At 58.2% G+C, this 19,290-nt stretch carries 20 protein-coding genes; 12 read left to right on the top strand and 8 right to left on the bottom strand.

Features of this window, described 5'->3' with window-relative positions; all coding sequences use genetic code 11:
* Position 1 precedes the first annotated feature (1 nt).
* The 5 genes from AC0YNU_RS19500 (at position 2) to AC0YNU_RS19480 (ending at position 7,705) form a co-directional block, all read left to right on the top strand.
* Positions 2–1,501, top strand: a complete 1,500-nt coding sequence (locus AC0YNU_RS19500) for a M81 family metallopeptidase (protein WP_475759657.1) — start codon at positions 2–4, stop codon at positions 1,499–1,501.
* Positions 1,491–2,867, top strand: coding sequence for a GH39 family glycosyl hydrolase (locus AC0YNU_RS19495; protein WP_475759655.1), 1,377 nt, complete (start codon positions 1,491–1,493; stop codon positions 2,865–2,867). The genes AC0YNU_RS19500 and AC0YNU_RS19495 overlap by 11 nt, the downstream gene beginning before the upstream one ends.
* Positions 2,868–2,999: 132 nt before the next feature.
* Positions 3,000–3,758, top strand: a complete 759-nt coding sequence (locus AC0YNU_RS19490; protein ID WP_475759653.1) for an AAC(3) family N-acetyltransferase — start codon at positions 3,000–3,002, stop codon at positions 3,756–3,758.
* Positions 3,759–3,800: 42 nt separating this feature from the next.
* A complete protein-coding gene (locus AC0YNU_RS19485; protein WP_475759651.1) occupies positions 3,801–6,476 on the top strand; it encodes a CehA/McbA family metallohydrolase in 2,676 nt (891 codons plus the stop codon).
* On the top strand, positions 6,473–7,705 hold the full coding sequence (locus AC0YNU_RS19480; protein ID WP_475759649.1) for an amidohydrolase family protein: 1,233 nt from the start codon (positions 6,473–6,475) through the stop codon (positions 7,703–7,705). Before AC0YNU_RS19485 ends, AC0YNU_RS19480 begins: the two co-directional genes overlap by 4 nt.
* Here the strand turns inward: AC0YNU_RS19480 and AC0YNU_RS19475 are convergent.
* A complete protein-coding gene (locus AC0YNU_RS19475) occupies positions 7,688–8,479 on the bottom strand; it encodes an SDR family NAD(P)-dependent oxidoreductase (protein ID WP_475759647.1) in 792 nt (263 codons plus the stop codon). The genes AC0YNU_RS19480 and AC0YNU_RS19475 overlap by 18 nt on opposite strands.
* Before the next feature lie 291 nt (positions 8,480–8,770).
* Between AC0YNU_RS19475 and AC0YNU_RS19470 the strand changes: the two genes are divergently transcribed.
* A complete protein-coding gene (locus AC0YNU_RS19470; RefSeq protein ID WP_475759645.1) occupies positions 8,771–9,340 on the top strand; it encodes a nucleotidyltransferase family protein in 570 nt (189 codons plus the stop codon).
* Positions 9,341–9,445: 105 nt separating this feature from the next.
* Here AC0YNU_RS19470 and AC0YNU_RS19465 read toward each other — a convergent pair whose 3' ends face one another.
* A complete protein-coding gene (locus AC0YNU_RS19465; protein ID WP_475759643.1) occupies positions 9,446–9,892 on the bottom strand; it encodes a hypothetical protein in 447 nt (148 codons plus the stop codon).
* Between the two features lie 467 nt (positions 9,893–10,359).
* Here AC0YNU_RS19465 and AC0YNU_RS19460 point away from each other — a divergent pair, with 467 nt between their 5' ends.
* Complete coding sequence (locus tag AC0YNU_RS19460; RefSeq protein ID WP_475759641.1) at positions 10,360–11,265, top strand: AraC family transcriptional regulator; 906 nt, start codon at positions 10,360–10,362, stop codon at positions 11,263–11,265.
* 117 nt (positions 11,266–11,382) lie between these two features.
* Here the strand turns inward: AC0YNU_RS19460 and AC0YNU_RS19455 are convergent, their stop codons facing one another.
* Together AC0YNU_RS19455 and AC0YNU_RS19450 are read right to left on the bottom strand one after the other, a co-directional pair.
* Positions 11,383–11,598 carry a hypothetical protein gene (locus AC0YNU_RS19455; RefSeq protein ID WP_475759639.1) on the bottom strand — a complete coding sequence of 72 codons (216 nt, stop codon included), beginning with the start codon at positions 11,596–11,598 and terminating at the stop codon, positions 11,383–11,385.
* A gap of 36 nt (positions 11,599–11,634) precedes the next feature.
* Positions 11,635–12,225 (bottom strand): DUF3238 domain-containing protein, encoded by a 591-nt coding sequence (locus tag AC0YNU_RS19450; protein WP_475759637.1) that lies wholly within the window; start codon positions 12,223–12,225, stop codon positions 11,635–11,637.
* 128 nt (positions 12,226–12,353) lie between these two features.
* Here AC0YNU_RS19450 and pdaA point away from each other — a divergent pair, with 128 nt between their 5' ends.
* The gene (gene pdaA, locus AC0YNU_RS19445) at positions 12,354–13,178 is read left to right on the top strand and encodes a delta-lactam-biosynthetic de-N-acetylase (RefSeq protein ID WP_475759635.1); all 825 of its coding nucleotides are present in this window, start codon (positions 12,354–12,356) and stop codon (positions 13,176–13,178) included.
* A gap of 215 nt (positions 13,179–13,393) precedes the next feature.
* Here the strand turns inward: pdaA and AC0YNU_RS19440 are convergent, their stop codons facing one another.
* Positions 13,394–13,942, bottom strand: coding sequence for a MerR family transcriptional regulator (locus AC0YNU_RS19440; protein WP_475759633.1), 549 nt, complete (start codon positions 13,940–13,942; stop codon positions 13,394–13,396).
* A gap of 440 nt (positions 13,943–14,382) precedes the next feature.
* The gene (locus AC0YNU_RS19435; protein ID WP_475759631.1) at positions 14,383–15,309 is read right to left on the bottom strand and encodes a prohibitin family protein; all 927 of its coding nucleotides are present in this window, start codon (positions 15,307–15,309) and stop codon (positions 14,383–14,385) included.
* 134 nt (positions 15,310–15,443) lie between these two features.
* On the opposite strand from AC0YNU_RS19435, the gene AC0YNU_RS19430 reads away from it, so the two are divergent.
* A complete protein-coding gene (locus AC0YNU_RS19430; RefSeq protein WP_475759629.1) occupies positions 15,444–15,686 on the top strand; it encodes a DUF6953 family protein in 243 nt (80 codons plus the stop codon).
* Between the two features lie 96 nt (positions 15,687–15,782).
* On the opposite strand, the gene AC0YNU_RS19425 is transcribed toward AC0YNU_RS19430, so the two are convergent.
* On the bottom strand, positions 15,783–16,091 hold the full coding sequence (locus AC0YNU_RS19425; RefSeq protein WP_475759627.1) for a hypothetical protein: 309 nt from the start codon (positions 16,089–16,091) through the stop codon (positions 15,783–15,785).
* A gap of 217 nt (positions 16,092–16,308) precedes the next feature.
* Between AC0YNU_RS19425 and AC0YNU_RS19420 the strand changes: the two genes are divergently transcribed.
* The 3 genes from AC0YNU_RS19420 (at position 16,309) to AC0YNU_RS19410 (ending at position 17,891) form a co-directional block, all read left to right on the top strand.
* On the top strand, positions 16,309–17,013 hold the full coding sequence (locus AC0YNU_RS19420; protein WP_475759625.1) for a pirin family protein: 705 nt from the start codon (positions 16,309–16,311) through the stop codon (positions 17,011–17,013).
* A 74-nt stretch (positions 17,014–17,087) separates the two neighbouring features.
* Positions 17,088–17,240 carry a hypothetical protein gene (locus AC0YNU_RS19415; RefSeq protein WP_475759623.1) on the top strand — a complete coding sequence of 51 codons (153 nt, stop codon included), beginning with the start codon at positions 17,088–17,090 and terminating at the stop codon, positions 17,238–17,240.
* A 144-nt stretch (positions 17,241–17,384) separates the two neighbouring features.
* Positions 17,385–17,891: a hypothetical protein gene (locus tag AC0YNU_RS19410; RefSeq protein WP_475759621.1), complete on the top strand. Its 507-nt coding sequence runs from the start codon at positions 17,385–17,387 to the stop codon at positions 17,889–17,891.
* Between the two features lie 608 nt (positions 17,892–18,499).
* On the opposite strand, the gene AC0YNU_RS19405 is transcribed toward AC0YNU_RS19410, so the two are convergent.
* A complete protein-coding gene (locus AC0YNU_RS19405) occupies positions 18,500–19,261 on the bottom strand; it encodes a glucose 1-dehydrogenase (RefSeq protein WP_475759619.1) in 762 nt (253 codons plus the stop codon).
* Positions 19,262–19,290: the final 29 nt, after the last annotated feature.

The raw sequence follows: 19,290 nt of genomic DNA, 5'->3' as shown, positions 1-19,290 counted from the left end.
CATGAAAATCCTGGTCGGCGCGATCGTGCAGGAAAGCAATACGTTCAGTCCGTACCGCAGCGGGCTGGACGATTTTCGCGGCAATATCTATCTGGTCGGCGACGAGCTGCTCGGCCTCGAAGTGGAAAACGAGGTTCGCGGCAGCCTGCAGGCGCTGCAGGACAACGGGGCGGAGGTTCTTCCGACGCTGTGCTTGTACGCGGTATCCGCGGGCCGCTTCGACGGAGCGGACTTCGCGGAGCTCGAGCAGTTGATGACCGAGCGCGTGCTTGCGGCGGCCGAAGAATGCGACGGCGTTTTCTTCGCCATGCACGGCGCGATGTCGGCCGAAGGCTGCGACGATGTCGAGGGACGGCTGTCCGGCATCATCCGGTCGTTGATCGGCGATAAGCCGTTCGTGCTGTCGCTGGACCTGCACGCCAACATCACCCGGGAGATGGTCAGGCATCCGGATGCGATCGTCGGCTACCGTACGTTTCCGCACACGGATTTCTACGAAACGGGCTATCGCGCAACGGAACTGCTGCTGTCCATGCTGCGAACGGGCCGCCGGCCCGCGATGGCGTACCGCAAAATCCCGATGATCATTCCCGCGGAAAACCAGCAGACGATGTACGGTCCGTTCGCGGAGCTGTGGGCGGAAGCGAGCGCGGGGGAAGCGGACGGCATGTCGGCGGTCACGTCGATTTTTCCCGTGCAATGCTGGTTGGACGTCGAGGAGTCGGGGGCTTCCGTGATCGTCGTCGGGGAGGACCGCGAGAAAGCGGAGCGGGAAGCCGACAGGATGGCCGCGCTCTTCTGGAACAAGCGCCATGCGTTCGACGTGCAGCTTCACGGCGTGGCGGATATCGTGGAGCTCGCCCGGCGGCTGCGCGGAACGGAAGGGCCGATCGTCATCTCGGACTCCGCCGACAGTCCCGGCGCGGGCTCGACGGGAGACAGCGCGGCCGTCCTTCGGCAGCTGCTGGCCTGCGGGGCGGATAAGGACATCAACGCGCTGCTCGTCGTGACGGACGCTCCCGCGGTTGCCGTAGCGATCGAGGCCGGTGTCGGCCGGGAAGTCGCGCTGTCGATCGGACATACGCTGAATCCTGCGGGCGAACCGATTGCCGTGCGGGGGACGGTCGTTCGGATCGGCGATGGACGCTTCAGGCTTGGCGGCGGACACGCGAAAAACACGGTGGCGCGCATGGGTCGCTGCGTCGTGCTGGAGATCGGTCGGATCAGCCTGCTCATCGGCGAACGGGCCGTCTTCTCGGGCGACCCCTCCATGTACCGGACGATGGGGCTGGAGCCGACGGCCGCCGACCTCGTCATGGTCAAGTCGGCGAGCCAGTTCCGGGCGGATTACGACGCGCTGTCGCGTCATATCTACATTTTGGATACCCCGGGAAGCAGTCCCGCGAATATCCGGTCGTTGAAGTTCGAGAAGCTGACACGTCCGTTCTATCCGTTCGACGACGATTTCGATTGGAGGAAGAGCGAAGGCCATGACAATTAAGCTTCATCTAGACCGCATCGCGGCAGGAAACGGCGGCATCATCAAACCGCTGCACGGAGTGAACAACGGGCCGATCGGCTACGGCTCGCTTGTCGACGTCTCCCATCATTTCAAGGTGGCCGAATTCCCGCTCGTCCGGCTGCATGATCCCAATTTTCCGCATCCGCGGGAGATCGATATCCATACGATTTTTCCGGATTTCAGCCGCGACCCGGAGGACCCGGCGAGCTATGATTTTGCCAAATCGGACTATTACATTCGCATGGCGGCGGCCACGGGCGCCCGTATTCTGTGGCGGCTTGGAGAAAGCATCGAACACACGCCGACCAAATACTACGTCTATCCGCCGGAGGATTACGCCAAGTGGGCGCGCATCTGCATCGGCATCATCCGGCATTACAACCAAGGGTGGGCGGACGGCTTTCATTACGGCATCCAATATTGGGAGATTTGGAACGAGCCGGAGGGCGGCGGCGGTCTGATGTGGAACGGCACGGAGGAGCAGTATTACGACCTGTACCGGGTCGCGGCTCCCATCATCAAAGCTTTTGACCCGGCGCTGAAGATCGGCGGTTACTCCGCTGCGCAGGTGAAGGTCATCCCGCATTTCTTCGAGCGTTTCCTCGGCATGTGCAGGGAGGAACGTCTCCCGCTCGATTTCTTCTCGTGGCATTCGTACAACGACGATCCCGAGCTTGTCCGCGAGCTGAGTCATTATGTGCGGGAAGGGCTGGACCGGCATGGATTCACGGAGACGGAGAGCCATTTCAACGAGTGGAATTTCTTCGACGCGCAGTGGGAAACGTTGTTTCTGCCCGGAAACGAGTATTATCGGCGGGATCTGTTCGAACGTGCCAAGAACGAGCAGGGTGCCTCCTATGCCGCAGCCGTACTGGCCGTGCTGCAGGACTGCCCCGTGGATGAAGCCAATTATTACGACGGACAGCCGACCGCGCTGTGGTGCGGCCTGTTCGATTATTACGGCGTGCCGACGAAGACGTACCACGCGTTCAAGCAGTTTAACGAGCTGCGGCACTACGCGCGGCGGGCGGAAGCGGAATGCGAAAGCGCCGGCGTCTATGCATGCGCGGGCGTGAACGGGGCTTTTGGCGATGGAGCAGGCGTCACGGCCGGCGAACCGGCTTCGGCAGCGGCGCTCATCAGCAATTACCGCGGGCAGTCCGTCTTTTATGAGATCAGCATCGGCGGCCTGCCCGATGGGGAGCGCTGGATCGCCGAGGAGTACCGCATCGACCGGGAACGTACGGATCAGCTTGCTGCCTCTCACGAGCTCGATCGCACGGGGCTGCTGAAGCTGTTCATTCCGAGGCACACGGTCGTGCTTTTGAAGCTGAGGCGTGCGTGAAGTCTCAAGGTAAGTTGATGTGTGCATAGGCGCGGACGGCAGCTGCACGTGTTCATAATAATGTTCAACCGCAGCCTAAGCCGATAGCGAGAGAGTCATAAATCAGAAAATCCAATCAAGGAGCGCTGCCCCATGCATACCAAACAAACCCTTCTCCGCGATTTGGAGAAGATGCGGATCGATCCCCGCGGCACGCTGTTCGTTCATTCCTCGTACAAGGCGATCGGTCCCGTCGAAGGAGGGCCGGATACGGTGCTTGATGCGCTGTCGGAGTACATGCAGGACGGATTGCTTGCCTTGCCTGCCCATACGTGGTCCTACATCGGAGAAGGCAACCCGCGCTTCAACGTGCAGGATTCCCCCACGTGCGTGGGGATTCTGACGGAGCTGTTCCGCAAGCGTCCCGGCGTGCTTCGTTCGCTTCATCCGACGCATTCCGTATGCGCGCTCGGCAAGGATGCCGCGTCATTCATCGCGGGCAACGAGCTCGGCGATACGCCGTGCGGACGGCAATCGTCCTACGGCAAGCTGCTCGACCGCGATGCGACGATCCTGTTCATCGGCGTCGATCTGTGCAAAAACACCTTCATCCACGGCGTCGAGGAATGGAACGACATCCCGAACCGGCTGACGGACCACCTCGTGCCGTACGTGATCGAGCTGCCGGGCGGCTCGGAAATCTCCGCGCCTTCGCGCAAGCACTGCGGCGAGCTGTGGTCGTATTATTTCTGGAAAGTGAACGATTTGTTCATTCGCGAAGGGATCATGTACACCGGGCACTTCGGCTACGCCGATACGCGGGTAACGAACGCGGCAACGACGAACGAGCTGCTGAGCCGGATGCTTCAGGCCGATCCGGATCTGTTTTCGACGAACGAGCCGCTCGCTTGAGTTTTTGGTTACCGGCTGCGGCCGACAAGGAGGCTTGAACGAATGGAACCGGCTGCAAACGAGCGATTCATCCCGTTAGATTTAAGCGGGGTTAACAATTATAGAGCCGCAGAGCTGCCGGAAGGCGTGCTCTCCGCGAATGCATACGCGCTGCGGGGTGCGTTTCTTCGCGGGGCGCAGCAGCTGTGGGGGCTGCCTTTTCAGTGCGGCGGCGGGGAGCTGCGCGTTCAGCAGGATCGACAGGATCAGCAGGATCAGAGAAACCAGAGTCAGCCGAGAAACCAGGATGAACCGAAAAACCAGAAAGAGCAACAAGAACAGGCAGACCGTAATGACCTGTTCGTGCTCCGGGAAGCCGCCGAGCTGAAGCTGGGGGAGCCGATCCGGGCGCGCTATGTGCTGTTCTTGCACGCGTCGGATTTTCCGGAGCGCCGCTTGCGCGAAGATGGCTTGTACGCGCGTCCCATCCGCGGCACGACGGAGCTTGGCGACGAAGCCGGCTATTATGTGCTGCATTATGAAGACGGAACCTCGCATGGCGTACCCATCCGGCGTCGAATGGAGATCAGCCAGCTCGGCGTGTCCATGGGCGAAAGCAGCTTCGGCTGCGTGCCGCATGCCATGCCTCGCGCGCGGGCGGAGACGTCGGAGTCGATCCGGTCCGGCGGTATCCCGGATACGGCGTGGGGCGAATCGCAGAGCAGAGTGACGGCGGATTTCGGCCATCCGCTGGCGTACCACTGGATCTATGCGCTGGAGAATCCTCGTCCGGAACAACGCATTCGCTCGCTGGGGTTTCTTCCGGGGACAGGTGCGATCCTGCTGTTCGCCATCACGCATACGGAGGAGGCGGAGCATCCGCTGCGGCTGCTGCCGCGCGCCAAGTTCGCGCTGCGGACCGAAGCCGGCTCCAAACCGCCGGAATTGGCGATCGACCGCGGGCGCATCATCTCGGTGCGTCCGGCCTTCGATTACCCGGTCGGCGACGAGTGGGATCGATCGTACGCCCTGAAGCCTCCTTCGATATCGTCGGAACGCTGGATCGTGGAATACGCCGCGCATCCTCGAGCGCGAATTGACGGCAGCGAGCACTGGAAGGAAGGGCTCCCCATTAGCGAACTTGCACTCGAAGACGGCGTGACCGTCATTCCGCAGCGAGCACGGCCGGTAACCTTGCATGTGCGCGAGCGGGGGGCGAGCAGCTTGACTGCCAAAACGCCGGTCCGTCTCCATATCCACGGCGAGCAAGGGGAAACGATCGTCCCGTTGAACCGGCACCGCCGGCCGAACGGGGAATGGTTCGAGGACTACGGCGCGGACTGCACGGAGAAGGGGCATTTCACGACGTATATCGACGGGCGCGCGGAGCTGCGTCTGCCTCTCGGGAGCGTTTATGTGGAGGTTACGAAGGGTTTTGAATATATACCGGTCCGGCGCAGGTTCGAGATCGGCGAAGCGACGGATAGTCTTACGATCGAGCTGGATCGAGGTCTGGATTGGCGGAGCAGAGGCTGGGTGACGGCGGATACGCATGTCCACTTCCTCTCCCCGCAGACCGCGCTGCTGCAGGGAAAAGCCGAGGACGTGCATATGGTTCATCTGCTGGCGAGCCAGTGGGGCGAGCTGTTCAGCAATATCGGCGATTTCGACGGCGAGACGACGATCGGCGCCAAGGATGCGGATGGGCGAGGGCCTTATCTGGTCCGCGTCGGGACGGAGAACCGGCAAGCCGTGCTTGGCCATCTCTCGCTGCTCGGCTACGAGGGCGACATGATCATGCCGCTCTGCACGGGCGGCCCGATGGAATCCGCGCTCGGCGACGCGCTGGAAGCGACGATGCTGACTTGGGCGGCGAAGGGGCGGGAGCAGGACGCGCTCGTCGTGCTGCCGCATTTTCCGAGTCCGCGCGGGGAGGAGGCTGCCGTGTACATGGCCGGACTTGCGGATGCCGTCGAGGTCTGCGCATGGTCCTGTTCGCATGGAGGCATCAGCGCGTATACGCTGAGCGACTGGTATCGATTCTTGAATTGCGGGTATCTGCTGCCCGTCGTAGGCGGCACGGACAAAATGTCGGCCGGCGCCGCCGTCGGCAGGCTGCGTACCTACTCCCGGCTCGCCGGAGGCGGAGCGGCAGCCGCGGCGTTCGGCAACGCCGAGTGGAAGGCATCTGTTCGCGGCGGTGAAACGTTCGTCACTGTCGGACCTTTGTTAACGATCAGCGTGCAGGGGCAGCCGATGGGGTCGAGAATCGATATCGGCGGCAACGCCGTCCTCGAGATCCGCTGGGAGGCCGCTTCCGTTACGCTTCCGATGACGCGGGTCGAGCTTGTACAAGGCGGCGAAGCGGTCGTCCGGCAGGATTTAGACGGAGGCACGGCCGGAACTTTTTCCGGTACCTGGGAGGTCGCCGTATCGGAGCCGACGTGGTTCGCGCTGCGGGTATGGGGATGCCAAGAAGGCCAGCGGGAAGCGATCGCGGCGCATACCAGTCCGGTCCTGATTACCTCGGAGGGCAGGACATGTTTTAATGCCGTCGACTCCGGCTCCATCATGGAGCAAATCGAAGGGGCGCTGACCTTCTACGAGACGCTGGCGACCCGGCCGCCGGAAGCGGATTATCTCCGGCTGCGAGGCGCCTTGGCGGAAGCCTGCGATAAGCTTCGGCAGCGATGCGACGAGGAAGAGCAGCATTATTCGAAGGGAGTTGGGTCGGCATGAGCCGCGGAAACGCAACCTACCAGATTTGGCTGGAGCTATTATCCGAGAAGCCGGTTTTCAGCACGCACGAGCATCATATGGAGTCGCCTAAGCAGCAGCAGTTGAATCTCGACAGTCTATTTAACCAATCGTACGTGGGCTGGTGCAAGCCGGCTCCGGCCAATGACCGGGATCTGCGGGCAGCCTGGCTGGACGGCATTCGGACGAATACGTATTTCAGCTGGCTGCAGAAGGCGGTCTGCCGGATTTACGATGTCGACGAGATCACCGCGGACAATTGGGATGAACTATCTGACCGCATCACGGCCGCGCACCAGGATCCCGACTGGCATCTGAGCGTCATGAAGGAGCACGGCGGTTATGCCGGATTTCTGGAGGATTGCTACTGGGACAGTGGCAGCGACGTCGGCTACCCCGAATTCGTGACGCCGATCTACCGGCTGGACATGTGGATGATGGGCTTTCATGCGGAGTCGTTGACGAACGAAGGTACGAGCTCGCACGCGCTATTCCCACAGCCGCCTTCTTTCGAGGCTTACATGGAGCGCTTCGAGGAGGAGCTGCGCAGGCGGCGCGGCCGGATTGCGGGATTGAAATGCGCGTCGGCATACCAGCGTACGATCGGCTTCCAAGCGGCAACAAGGGAAGAGGCCGCGAAGGTCTTTGGCAAACACCCCTCCGAGACGACGCAGGCCGAGCGCAATGCCTTTGGCGACTATGTCCTTGGCCGGGGGTTGGAGATTGCCGAAGCCTTGGAGCTGCCGGTTCAGTTCCATACGGGGCTCGCCCAATTGAGCGGCTCGAGTCCGCTGCTCATGGAGCCGCTGATCGCGGCGCATCCGCGCAACCGGTTCGTGCTGTTTCACGGCGGCTTCCCGTGGATCTACGAGACGGCGGCGCTGGCGCATAACTACGGCAACGTGGTGATCGACATTAACTGGCTCCCTCTCATCTCCACGACCGCGGCCGTCGACGCGCTGAACGTTTATATCGATGTGCTGCGCGACAACGGCTCGATCGCTTGGGGCGGAGATACCTGGACAGGCGAAGAGGGGGTCGGCGCCTCGATGGCGTTCCGGCATATCCTGGCGAAGGTGCTGTCGGAGCGGGTGGAGGACGGGTTCTGGACCGCGAAGGACGCAGAGCGGTTCGCCGACAAAATCATGTACGAGAACACGCTCCGCATCTACGGTCTAGAGAGCAAACGCAGCCTATTCGTCTACGAGTAGCGGCTTCTGCCAGAGGAAGAACCGCGCGCTGGAGCCGCCGTCGACGGTGATCGTCTGGCCGGTAATGAAATCGGACTCCGCCGACGCAAGAAACCCGACGAGCGGCGCGACGTCGTCCGGCATGCCGACGCGGCCGATCGGGATCTTCCGGCCTTCGATATCGCGGTTGTACCACGGAATGTCAGTGAAATATTTCTCCACTTCAATGACGCCCGGCGCCACGCCGTTCACGTTGATGCGATACGGCGCCAGCTCCAGAGCGAGCTGGCGCGTCAATGCATTCATGCCGCCCTTCGAGGCGGAATATGCCCCGTAGCCGCGCATCGTCGTGTTCCCATGCACCGAGCTGATGTTGATGATCTTGCCGCTGCCGCGCTTCTTCATCTCTTCCGCGCAGGTCTGCGCGCTGAAGAAGGTGCCCTTCAGGTTCGTGTCGACGACCCGATCCCAGATCGCTTCCGTCATCTGCGACATCTCCACGACGGGATCGATGGCCGCGTTGTTGACCAGAATATCGAGCGCGCCGAATTCGGACACGACCCGTCCTGCCATCTCTTTCACTTGGCTCACGTCGGCGACGTCCGCGCGATGGGCGAAGACGGCATGTCCTTGCGCGCGCAATTCCTCTACGAGCGCTTCGGCGGATGCCTCGCTGGTTGCGTAGTTGATGCAGACTGAGGCGCCCTGGGACGCCAGCCTTCGTGCGATTTCACGGCCAATGCCGCGTGCGGCGCCCGTAACGAGCGCGATTTTGCCATTCAGATTGGACATCATTACTCGAACCTCCAATTAGAAATAATAGGATGAATATCCTTATTATAAGAAATTTTTGAATCATCGTAAACGATTAACCGTTAACCATTTTAAGTTTGGTTATCGCTTTTTTGATACCGACTTCGCGGTCTGTTTGGAGTAAATAGAACGCAAAAATAAAAAGAGCTCTTCTCGATGCCGCATGTGCATCGGGAAGAGCTCTTTTTACAAAATATAGGTAGAAATGCACGCGGGAATACGTTAGAATACGAATATATGTTCCTGTTTCGTATGAGGAAGGTGGGATGCTGGATGAAGGAAAAGGACATCATTGGTCTGGTTGCCGCGGATGATTGGATGATGGATGTCCTTCGCGCCGCGCGGTCGCTGGAGCTGCCGGACTGGTGGGTATGCGCGGGATTCGTTCGCTCCAAGCTTTGGGATGCGCTCCACGGCTTTGCGGAGCGTACGCCCTTGCCTGACGTGGACGTCGTTTATTTCGATCCTGCTTGTCTGGACGAGGCGGCGGAGAAGGATTGGGAACGCGAGCTGCGCGAGCGCATGCCGGATGTTCCGTGGTCGGTTAAGAACGAAGCCAGGATGCATGCCGTGAACGGTTACTTGCCGTACGCGTCGACGGTCGATGCCATCTCCAAGTTTCCGGAGACGGTGGCAGCGCTCGGATTGTCGTTGAACGCGGATGGAGAGGTCCTGTTGGCGGCGCCTTGCGGCATCGGGGATGTCATCGCTATGATTGTCCGGCCGACGCCTTACTTCCGCAGCCATCCGGCGCTTGAAGAAGTGTACCGGGCGCGTATCGCGAAGAAGAACTGGCAGCGGATTTGGCCCCGGGTACACGTCCTGTCGTTCGACGCGAATTGACCCCCGGCAAGCCGAGGGCCAGGAGGGCTGGACTGGTTCAGCCCCTGCGTGCATTCCGAGGGTAACGGGGCTGGTTGGCTTGCCGCGAATCCATTATTCGCAATCTCAACTGCCCGAGCCGCTGCGTCGCTTGAGACGGAAGAGCTGCTGCTGCAGCACGTTGTTGCCGGTTTGCGGCGTCATCGGCTCCGAGCTTAAGCCGGATACGTTCAGGATGACGTTACGGTTAAAGGCTGCCCGCGTAATGCGAACCTCGTATTTGAACTCGACGCCGGAGACGTCCGCATAGACGAAGCTTGAGGTGCCGGGAGCGAGCGATACCAGGCATTTGGTGGAATTGCACGGCACGAGAGTCAGGGGAACGGGCATTCCGCTCGACCAGTCGAATACTTGCACGGTCATCCGATTGGCAATCGTGGAGCCGAGATTTACGAGATCAACGAGCGCATAGCTCGTACCGGGGCTGCGACGAAGAATGCCTGTCGAGAACACTGCCCGCTTGGTCGTTGCCCGGGCGCTGACCATGCGGGTCCCCAAATTGCGGTTACGCATTCCGCTGCTTCCGCTTGAGACTGTCTTGTTCGATGTGCCCTTATCGGAGGGGCCGCTCTTTACCGGGCCGCTACTGGCCGGTCTGCCTTTGGTCAGACAGCTTCGTGCTGCGCCGCGCTTAACGGCTCGCCCTGCCGGTGTTCTATGAATCGCCATCCTACATCCCTGCTTTCTCTTTCAATTAGAAGGCTCGTCATGCAAGCTACTACTAATAGATGCAGCGGGAAAAAGGTTTGTTAGGGGAAAAGCCTCCTATTATTTGGAATATTTCTAACAGGAAGCTTTCCCTTATAAGGGAAGATAGCAAGAATAATCAAACGCCGCCTATTAAGTTGGTTTACAGTAGTTCCGTACTAACCGATTCAGCACCGAAAACAAACGGGCGAAGAAGAGCAAGCATCGTCAAGATTTGTTCGGTATCGCCGCGTTACAATAGCAGCAGCACAGGAAGGGAGGCCGGAGTTCGAATGCGGACGGACTACTTGAAGCAGATCCAAGCGACGGTCGACTATATCGAGGCGCATTTGGCGGAAGAGCTGTCCCTCTCGCTGCTGGCGAAGGTCGCGCTGTTGTCGGACTTTCATTTTCATCGCGTCTTTCAATCACTGGCGGGAGAGACGGTGATGGAATACGTCCGCAAACGGCGGCTTGCCCGGTCGGCTTATCAAGTCGCCCATACGGATGAACGGCTGCTCGACATTGCGCTGGCGAACGGGTTCCAGAACCACGAGACGTTCACGCGCGCCTTCAAGCGGATGTTCGAGCTGACGCCGGCCAAATATCGCAAGCGGGGAATCCGGATCCCGGCGTACGCGAAGCTGAATGTGCTGCAACGGAAGTACAATCCATATCTGGGAGGTATTCAAATGGACTACCGCATCGAGACGAAACCGGCTTTCAAGGTGATTGGCTATGAAATCAAAACGACAAGCGACGGGGAGAACCTGAAGCAAATTCCGGCCTTCTGGCAGACGTACATTCAGAACGACTTGGGCAGCAAGATTCCGAACCGCATTCATCAAGAGAGCCCGATCGAGCTTGGCGTATGCCACGGCTTCAACATGGATGAGGGCACGTTCCTGTATTTGATCGGCATGGAGGCGAAGAGCTTCGACAACGTGCCGGATGATATGGTATGCCGCGAGTTCGGGGAAGCGGAGTACGCGGTGTTCACGACGCCGAAGGTACCGGCGGAGCAGTTCTCGCCATCCATCCAGAATACCTGGCAGGCGATCTTCAGCGAATGGTTCCCGCATTCCGGCTACGAGCATGCGGGCAAGCCGGAGTTCGAGCTGTACGATTCTCGGAGCGGTCCTGGCAACGAGCTGTGGCAGATGGATATTTACGTGCCTGTGAAGCGCAAGGATCAGTAAGCGCCTGCCATAGCATGGTGGTCGTTGTGCCACCGGCCAAAAGGTGAAAGCAAAAACAGCTGCTGCCGGGCTGCGGACTGATCCGCTTCCCGAGCTGCAGCTGTTCTCGTCGTTTCGTTATCGCTTTCGAATTTCGAAAAATTCACACGCCGTGCGATCGTGGTAGGCGACGTCGCTGACGCTGGACTGGCTGACGACCGTCGTGTCGTCGAACCGGATGATGACGCCGCCGGAGTCAATGATATGATCGTCTTTGAAGACGCGCAGCCTGAACTGCCGCGCCATCGCTTCTTCGAAGTCTTCGTCCGTTACTAATCGGCGATATAAGGCCATGCCGCTCCTCCTTCTTGAATCCGCATCGGCTGCTCGTTACAGCTTGCGTTCGAAATGGTACTTCATATCGCCGCCCAAGGCAGCCGGCGTGTCCCCTGTAAGCCGATAGTCATGGCTGTACAGCAGCTGAAAATCGCCGAAATCGACTTGCTTGTAGAACTCGAAGCACGGAAAGCCGTCATGGCTGCCTGTGATGTCCACGGTGCCGTCCTCGCCGTTAACGGTCACGCGCAGCATGTAATCCACGGCCGGCGCACCTGTACGAAGCGGGTTTGCCGCGCTTGCGCGCATCACGAACGAGACAGACATGGCTTCCCAAGCTTCATCTTCCACGCGCACGCCGTCCGCCGACGCTTTGCCGCGCGTGATTTGCGCTTTGCCGTCGGCAGCGGTTTGCTTAACCGCGGTGAAGCCGGTATCGGCATACGTGAAGAGCTTGCGCTTCACGAAATCGACGACGACCTCCTGCTCCACCTGAGAACGTCCCGTGTTAACGGCGTGCGGCGTGAATTCGCGGGCATCTCCTGCGTATTCGAGGGTAATGCCCGTCTCCGGTTCGCGGATAGCCGGCAGCCAATGAAGTCCGCCGATAAAGGCGCTGCCTCGGATTTTCACAAGATCAGCCATAACGATAATTGCTCCTTTAATGTGGAAGTTTCCATCTATTTTAGCACAATCCGAGCGCTGATTGGTTCCGGCGTACGGCTTCCATGCATCCTCACATATTTTCCCGCGGGATGAGCCATATTACGAGTATGGACAAAGCTGGGAAAGTGGTGGAGACATTGATTAAACGTCGAGAGTGGATCATCCTGTTGGCGGCGCTGCTTATTGCGTCGGGACTGGCGTACTTGAAGCCCGCGGCTGCTTCGCCAGGCGGCAACGTGTTTCATTTTGGTTTCAAGCGAAGCGTCGGAGGCGCCTTGCCCTCCATTAAGGAAGAAGGCTTTCAGAGCGTGCTGCAGCAGCACGGGGCGATTTTTCTCGGGGATACGTCGCAGCGCGAGCTGTATTTGACCTTCGACAACGGTTATGAGAACGGCTATACGCCAGGCATTCTAGATGTGCTGAAGGCGAAGGGCGTGCCCGCGATCTTCTTCATCACGGGGCATTATGTCAAAGACAAGCCCGAGCTCGTGAAACGGATGGTTGCGGAAGGGCATCTCATCGGCAATCATTCCTGGAGCCACCCCGACATGAGCGTCATCTCGAGCGGTCAGATCAGTACGGAATTGGCCAAGGTGAAGACTGCGGTCGCCGAGCTGACGGGACAGCAGGAGATGGTGTTTCTGCGTCCGCCGCGCGGGATTTTCAACGACCGGGTGCTTGCCGTTAGCAAGGAGCAAGGATACACCAGCGTGTTCTGGTCTGTCGCGTACCGGGATTGGGAGCCGAACGCTCAACGCGGCTGGAAGTATGCGTATGACAACGTGATGGCGCAGCTCCATCCCGGGGCCGTCATCCTGCTGCATTCGGTGTCCAAGGATAACGCCGAAGCGCTCGGCCGGATCATCGACTCGGCACGCGATAAAGGGTATACGTTCAAGCCGCTGAACGAGCTGGAGAGCAAGACGTACTAGAAGCTCCCGTACATAGCGCGGCCTGCAAAACGCAGGTGCGACTGCGCAAGATGGCTAACGGGCGGATATAGCTGACCCCCGAAACTCGAAGCGCGGGAATATCGTTGCCTGCCAGCGGTTAGAGAACGTGCAAAGAGCCTTGTTCCTCCAAGGGAACAAGGCTCTTCATAATGTCTGCGCATAGGGCGTGATGACGGCTGCCGCCGTGATGAACCTCAAAACCACATGAACATCGATTTGAATAAGCCGCGTCTGCGGGAGCTGGCGGCAGGAGCAGGGGAGGCGGGTTCGTTCTTCCGAGGCTGGTCTACGGCAGGGAGCGGTTGGCGAGCAAGCTCCATCGAAGCGGAGAGCTGCTCGATCATGCGGCGCAGTTCCTCGAGCTCCTGGCGATGCTGGCGGATCTGGGCATTCACGACCTCGTCGGCCTTCTGTTCGAGGCGATGCTCGACCTGCAGGATGCGCGTCAGCATATCGTCGTCCGCGGTCCGCAGCAGCTCGGAGCTTGCCGCCGTCTCGAGGAATGCCTCATCCAGCCTTGGCTGCTCCATGCCCGGGACCGGCAGTTTGATCTGCTCCATCGTTTCCCCGCGTTCGATGGCTGATTTGATCAAACCGAGCAGCTCAAGGTCGCGCTCATTAAACATATAGTGACCAAATCGGTCTTTGCGAAACACATCGGGATAGTAGGAGGCCCATCGTTTAATCGTCGTTTGACTCACGTTCAGAGAAAGAGCAGCGTCTTTGCTTTTCACGGCTTCCATTCCTCATCACTCCGCTTCCGTTGGGATTGATAAGAGTATTCGAGATGCCGCGGCCGCCCCCCTGCAAGGGTGACAAAGGTAGTGTCCATTCGCTAAACAAAGTGGTTATACGCGATTGCTCGCGCGGAAGGCGAAGTTTGGCGCTCGTCAAGAGGGCCCACGCAGGCTGGGCCGCATGGGCCGGAAGCGGTCAGATGATAGGTCAAGAGGCTGATTCAGCAGCCCATGGAGCGAAGAAACGAGAAGGAAATCGGCCGAAGAAGGAGCGAGTTCAATAGACTTCCGGAAGAGCAGTTACAAATTGCGAAATGAAAGATTGCGATTTCGGGGAGCGAAACAGACCGCATAAAGTCGAAACCGGCTTGGAACAAGTCCAGGCCGGTAATCTGCAAGCAAGCGGCTATTAATCATTATCAACGATCATTTCTTGTACAGTCCGCTTACGGCGCATCTTTCGATTCGGCCGCCGCATCGCCGCTTGCCGCGGCATCCTCGCCTGCCTCAGGCTCCGTAACCGCCGGCTGCGACGCGGAAGAGCCGAATGAATTGACATCGATGAACGGCACGGCGCCGCCGGTAACGCTCGGCAGCTTGCCGTCCCATTTGTCCACGGCCATCTCCTGCACCTCGATCTGCTTCAGCTGAATCAACTCCGGCGTGACCTCCTGCTTCTTCAGCTTGAGCGATTCCGCTTCCGCTTGTGCCTGCGCGACCTTCTGCTGGGCTTCGATCTGTACGCGCTTCAGGTCGTTCTCGGCTTTGAGCGCCTGCTGCTGGGCAACCTGCTTCGCTTCGATGGACTGGTCGAACGCATCGGAGAACTTGAAGTTGACGATATTAATGTCGTTCACGAGCAAGTTATACTTGGCCAGCCGCTTCGTCAGGGCATCGCGCACCTCGCCGGCCACGATGTCCCGCTTGGCGATCAGATCCTCCGCCGGATAGCGGGCCGTTACTTCTTTGACGATTTCCTGAATCGCCGGGTTGACGATCACGTTGTCGAAGGAGCCGCCGACGTCGTTCATCAGCTTGTAGGCCGATGCCTTATCGACGGAATAGTTGACGGCCACGTGCGTCGATACGGGCTGCAGGTCTTTGGACGAGGCGGATGTATCGGTCTCCGCTTTCGTAACCTGCACGTTCACTTGAATAATCGACTGTACGAATGGGATTTTGAGGTGAATACCGGGTGCCAGGATATTATCGTTGAGCTTGCCGAACGTCTTGTACAGGCCTACATTCCCGTATTGAACGGTCGCGAAAGAATTCAAAATAATGAGAAGCCCCGCAAACACGACTACGGCGGTCCAAATCAGGATCCGCAAAGGAAATCTCGGTTTGTTCGTATTCGGTTCCACGACGTGCATGGTTAACCCCTCCAATGTCAGTTGGCCATGACGCACTGGCGTATGGGCGCTTATGGAAATCATACGCCCGGGGGAGGGGAAAGTGGCAACATTTTTTGGTAAACTGAATGGAGCGCATTGAAGGAGGAGAATCGATGGAACAGGATCAGAAAATAGAAGAAATCGCACAGTGGATGCTGGAGGAGCTCAGAGAGACAGGCAAGCTGTATCAGGATCAAGCGGTAGCGCATATTCGGGAGAAGTATGGCGATTCGTTCATCTATATCAACGAGAACGGCAACGTGTCGATCGACAAGGAAGTGAAGAAGCGCTTCAAGAAACTGCACGGCGGGCGCGCAGCCTGGGAACGGGACGCTTTTTTCTGGGCATGGGTGTAGCGAAGAGGGCCGCCTAAGCAGGCAGCCCTTTTAGACGCGCGCAGCAGCGTGAGCTGCCGCATTCATTGCGCAAGCATGATAATTTGAAGCTCCAAACTAAACGTTGTAATCGATGCGGCCGTCTGCCCAGATGGTGAGCTGCTTGCGATTGGCATCGTACTCGACTTCCCCATGCGTGGAGAAAAACCACGTTTTGCGGTCAGCGGCGCCGCTCGGCACGAAGAAAATATTCAGTTCGTCGCGGCTGCTGCAGATGCCCTCTGCTTGTGCGCTGTCGCCAATGTCGATGGTGATTTTCCAGCCATCCCGGATCGCGGCCGGCTCGATGGCAAACGGCGCAGCATGCTTGATGGAATCCAGGAACAGCCTCCCGCCTACGGTGTGGCGGATATACAAATGGTCCATGACAACCCCTCCTTGACATCCTTACTATAGCACAATATGATACTTACATAAAGTAAGTTAATAAGCGTTTGGAATGTGGATATCGCATAAGACGAATGATGAGCTGTACCGATGAACAAAGAGCGTTGAATCTTGATCAAGAATGATGAATCATAATCAAGAATGATGAATTGAACGATGATCATTATTTGTGCAATCACTAAGGAGCGTGTTTCCCATGATTAACGTATACCCGGCTTCCTCGCGTCATTCCGGCGATCTTGGCTGGCTTCAATTTAATTTTAGTTTCTCTTTCGCGGATTATTACGATCCGGACAATGTCAATTTCGGTCCGCTTCGCGTGTTCAACGAAGATTATATTCAGCCTTCGCGCGGCTTCGGCATTCATCCGCACCGCGATATGGAAATCGTAACGGTCGTGCTGAAAGGCGAGCTGAAGCATGAGGACAATACGGGCGGAGCGGGCCTGATCCGTCCGGGCGAGGTGCAGCGTATGACGGCAGGTTCCGGCATCCTGCATTCCGAAGTGAATGCGTCCGATACGGAAGTCGCGAATTTGCTGCAGATGTGGTTTCTTCCGGAAGCGAAGGGGCTGACGCCATCTTATGAGCAGAAGGCGTTCGACCAGGGCGCGATGAGAAACACGCTGCTGCCGATCGTCTCGAATGCGATCCAGGATGAATCGATCGTGAGCATTCATCAGGACATGACCATTTATTTGTCCGAACCGGATGCCGGCACAACCCTGACTTACGAAGGCGCTGCTTCCCGCAAAATCTTTCTCTTCGTCATGAAGGGCGAGGTAACGCTGAACGGAGAGCATACGCTTGGCAGAAGCGACTCCGCCCGCATCACCGATCTCGCGAAGCTGGAGGTCGGCTCGAGCCAAGGGGCTCATTTCATGCTGATTGATTTGCCGTGATTCGAATAAGCCTGCCAAGTCCCGTCAACACTGAATCGTAGGATGGTCAGCATCGTACGCGAGGAGGAGACGAGATGGAGTTTAAGCCGGCGCTATTGGACCGGATAGCCTTGACGCAGCTGCAGCAGCTCGAGAATGAGCTGCGCGTGCATACCTCGGAGGAAATCGTCATTGTCGCTTATAAGGCGACGGGCGATTCGGAGCATGCGACGCATACAGCTGATTAATGGGGAATAAGCATGGAGCAGCCGCACAGGGCGCGAACTGTAACAAGTTCGTGCCTTTTTGCTTATACAGGGGGCAGGATTTGCCGCTAGGCCGACGAAAGAAGTTAGGCGAGAACGGCAAAACAAAGGAGCAGAAGAAGAAACATGCGGTTACGAACATCCATGCTGGCGCTCGTATGCGCGGCTTTAGCGGTCTTCATGCTCACGGGCTGCAGCAAAAGCGAGACGCCGCTGACCTATATGGATCAGGTCGATTCTACCGATCTGAGCGCCGAGAAGGGCGGAGCAGCCGATCTTGGCATTAGCGAGCAGGAACTCGTGAACCAGAAAGGCAAGCCGATCCGAACGCTGAACGACGGCGGTCGAAGCTTTATTTTCATGTACTCGGATTTTCAGTATACGTCGGTCGACAACGAGGTGGTCGGCTACACCTTGAGCCCCGAGTCGATGACAGCCAAGGGACTGAAGCTAGGCGCCGCCAAGGCGGATGTCTTGAAGCAATACGGCGAAAGCTTCTATACGAGGGGCGAAAGCGGAAGCTCGGCAACGGTCGGGTATATCGACAAGACGAACAAGCTTGCCATAGAGTTCGAGCTGAAAGACGATCTCGTGAAGAACATCAGCGTCACGCTGCTGAAGATGTACGAGTAGGAGTAGAGAGAGTTGGGGTTGGCAGAAGCGAACGGCTTGATGGGCGATTGGCGGAGAACGTTGCGGCCGAAGCGCGCCTGTTGAACAACGATGCGGTATACGCAAGTAACGCAAGTGGCTTTGCATCAGGTATGTTGATTTCGAGACATTCAGCGGCGGCAATCGAAAGAGCTTCAGAACCGTATCCTTGCAAGTTCCGCACGGCCAGAAAGCGATGAAAGCTGCAGATTTGCATAATTTCAGGCTCTTAACGGGTACAATGCATTCAAAAGCTGCTGAATCGCATAATTTCAAGCTCCAAACGATGGAAATACGCTGAAAAGCTGCTAAACCGCATCTTTTCAAGTGCCACATGAACAGAGTGAACCGGAAAGCTGCAAAACAGCACCTTTCGCCACGCAATTGTATAAGTCGAAGTTGGCATGGACGAAAGAGATGCAATTTCTTGGGAAACCGCAGGTTTCCGCGATTTGAACAGAAAAACGGCTGCCCCGAGGGCAGCCGTTTTTGCGTTTGTTGCGGTATTAGTTCACGGTATTAATTCGCGGTATTAATTCACGATATTAATTCACGACATTAACTTGCGCTATCGGATGGCGATCTCGCGATTAATAAGCGGACCAGCCGCCGTCCGCGGTCACGACCGTGCCGTTGACGAACTTGGCGTCATCGGAAGCGAGAAACAGCGCCACGCTTGCGATTTCGCTCGGGTCGCCCGGCTGCGTACGCTGCAGACCCATGCCCGCCATGGCTTGCTCCAGCCCGTATTGATCCGGCTCCGAGCCGCCGATGCCGATGTTGGTCATGACGGCGCCAGGAGCGATCGCGTTACAGCGGATGCCGAGCTTGCCGTATTGGAAACCGACGTTCTTCGTCATCCCGACGACGGCATGCTTGGACGCCGTATAAGCAAGTCCTGCCCGCGAGCCGAACAATCCGCCGACCGAGGCGGTGTTGATGATGACGCCGTGGCCTTGCTCCTTCATAATCGGAATCGCTTTGCGAATCGCCCTCATCGGCCCCGTGACGTTGATGCTCATGACCTTGTCCCACATGGCATCGGTCACGGCTTCCGCGCTCATCATGGCGTCCATGACGCCTGCGTTATTCACGAGAATATCCAGCTTGCCGAAGCTTTCGACCGCCGTATCGATCATCCGGGCGACGTCTTCTTCGCTCGCGACGTTGACGGTGACACCCTTGGCATTGCCGCCGGCTGACGTGATTTCCTGCACGACGGTTTCTACGGCCGAGGCATTGATGTCGGCGACGACGACGCTTGCCCCTTCGCTAGCGAACAACAGAGCCATGGATCTGCCCATGCCGGATGCGGCCCCTGTGATGACTGCGCTTTTCCCTTGCAATTTCATCTTTGTTCATCCTCCTGTCGAATGGTCGA

Source organism: Paenibacillus sp. J31P316, assembly GCF_056269105.1.
This window is presented reverse-complemented; position numbering and strand designations above follow the sequence as displayed.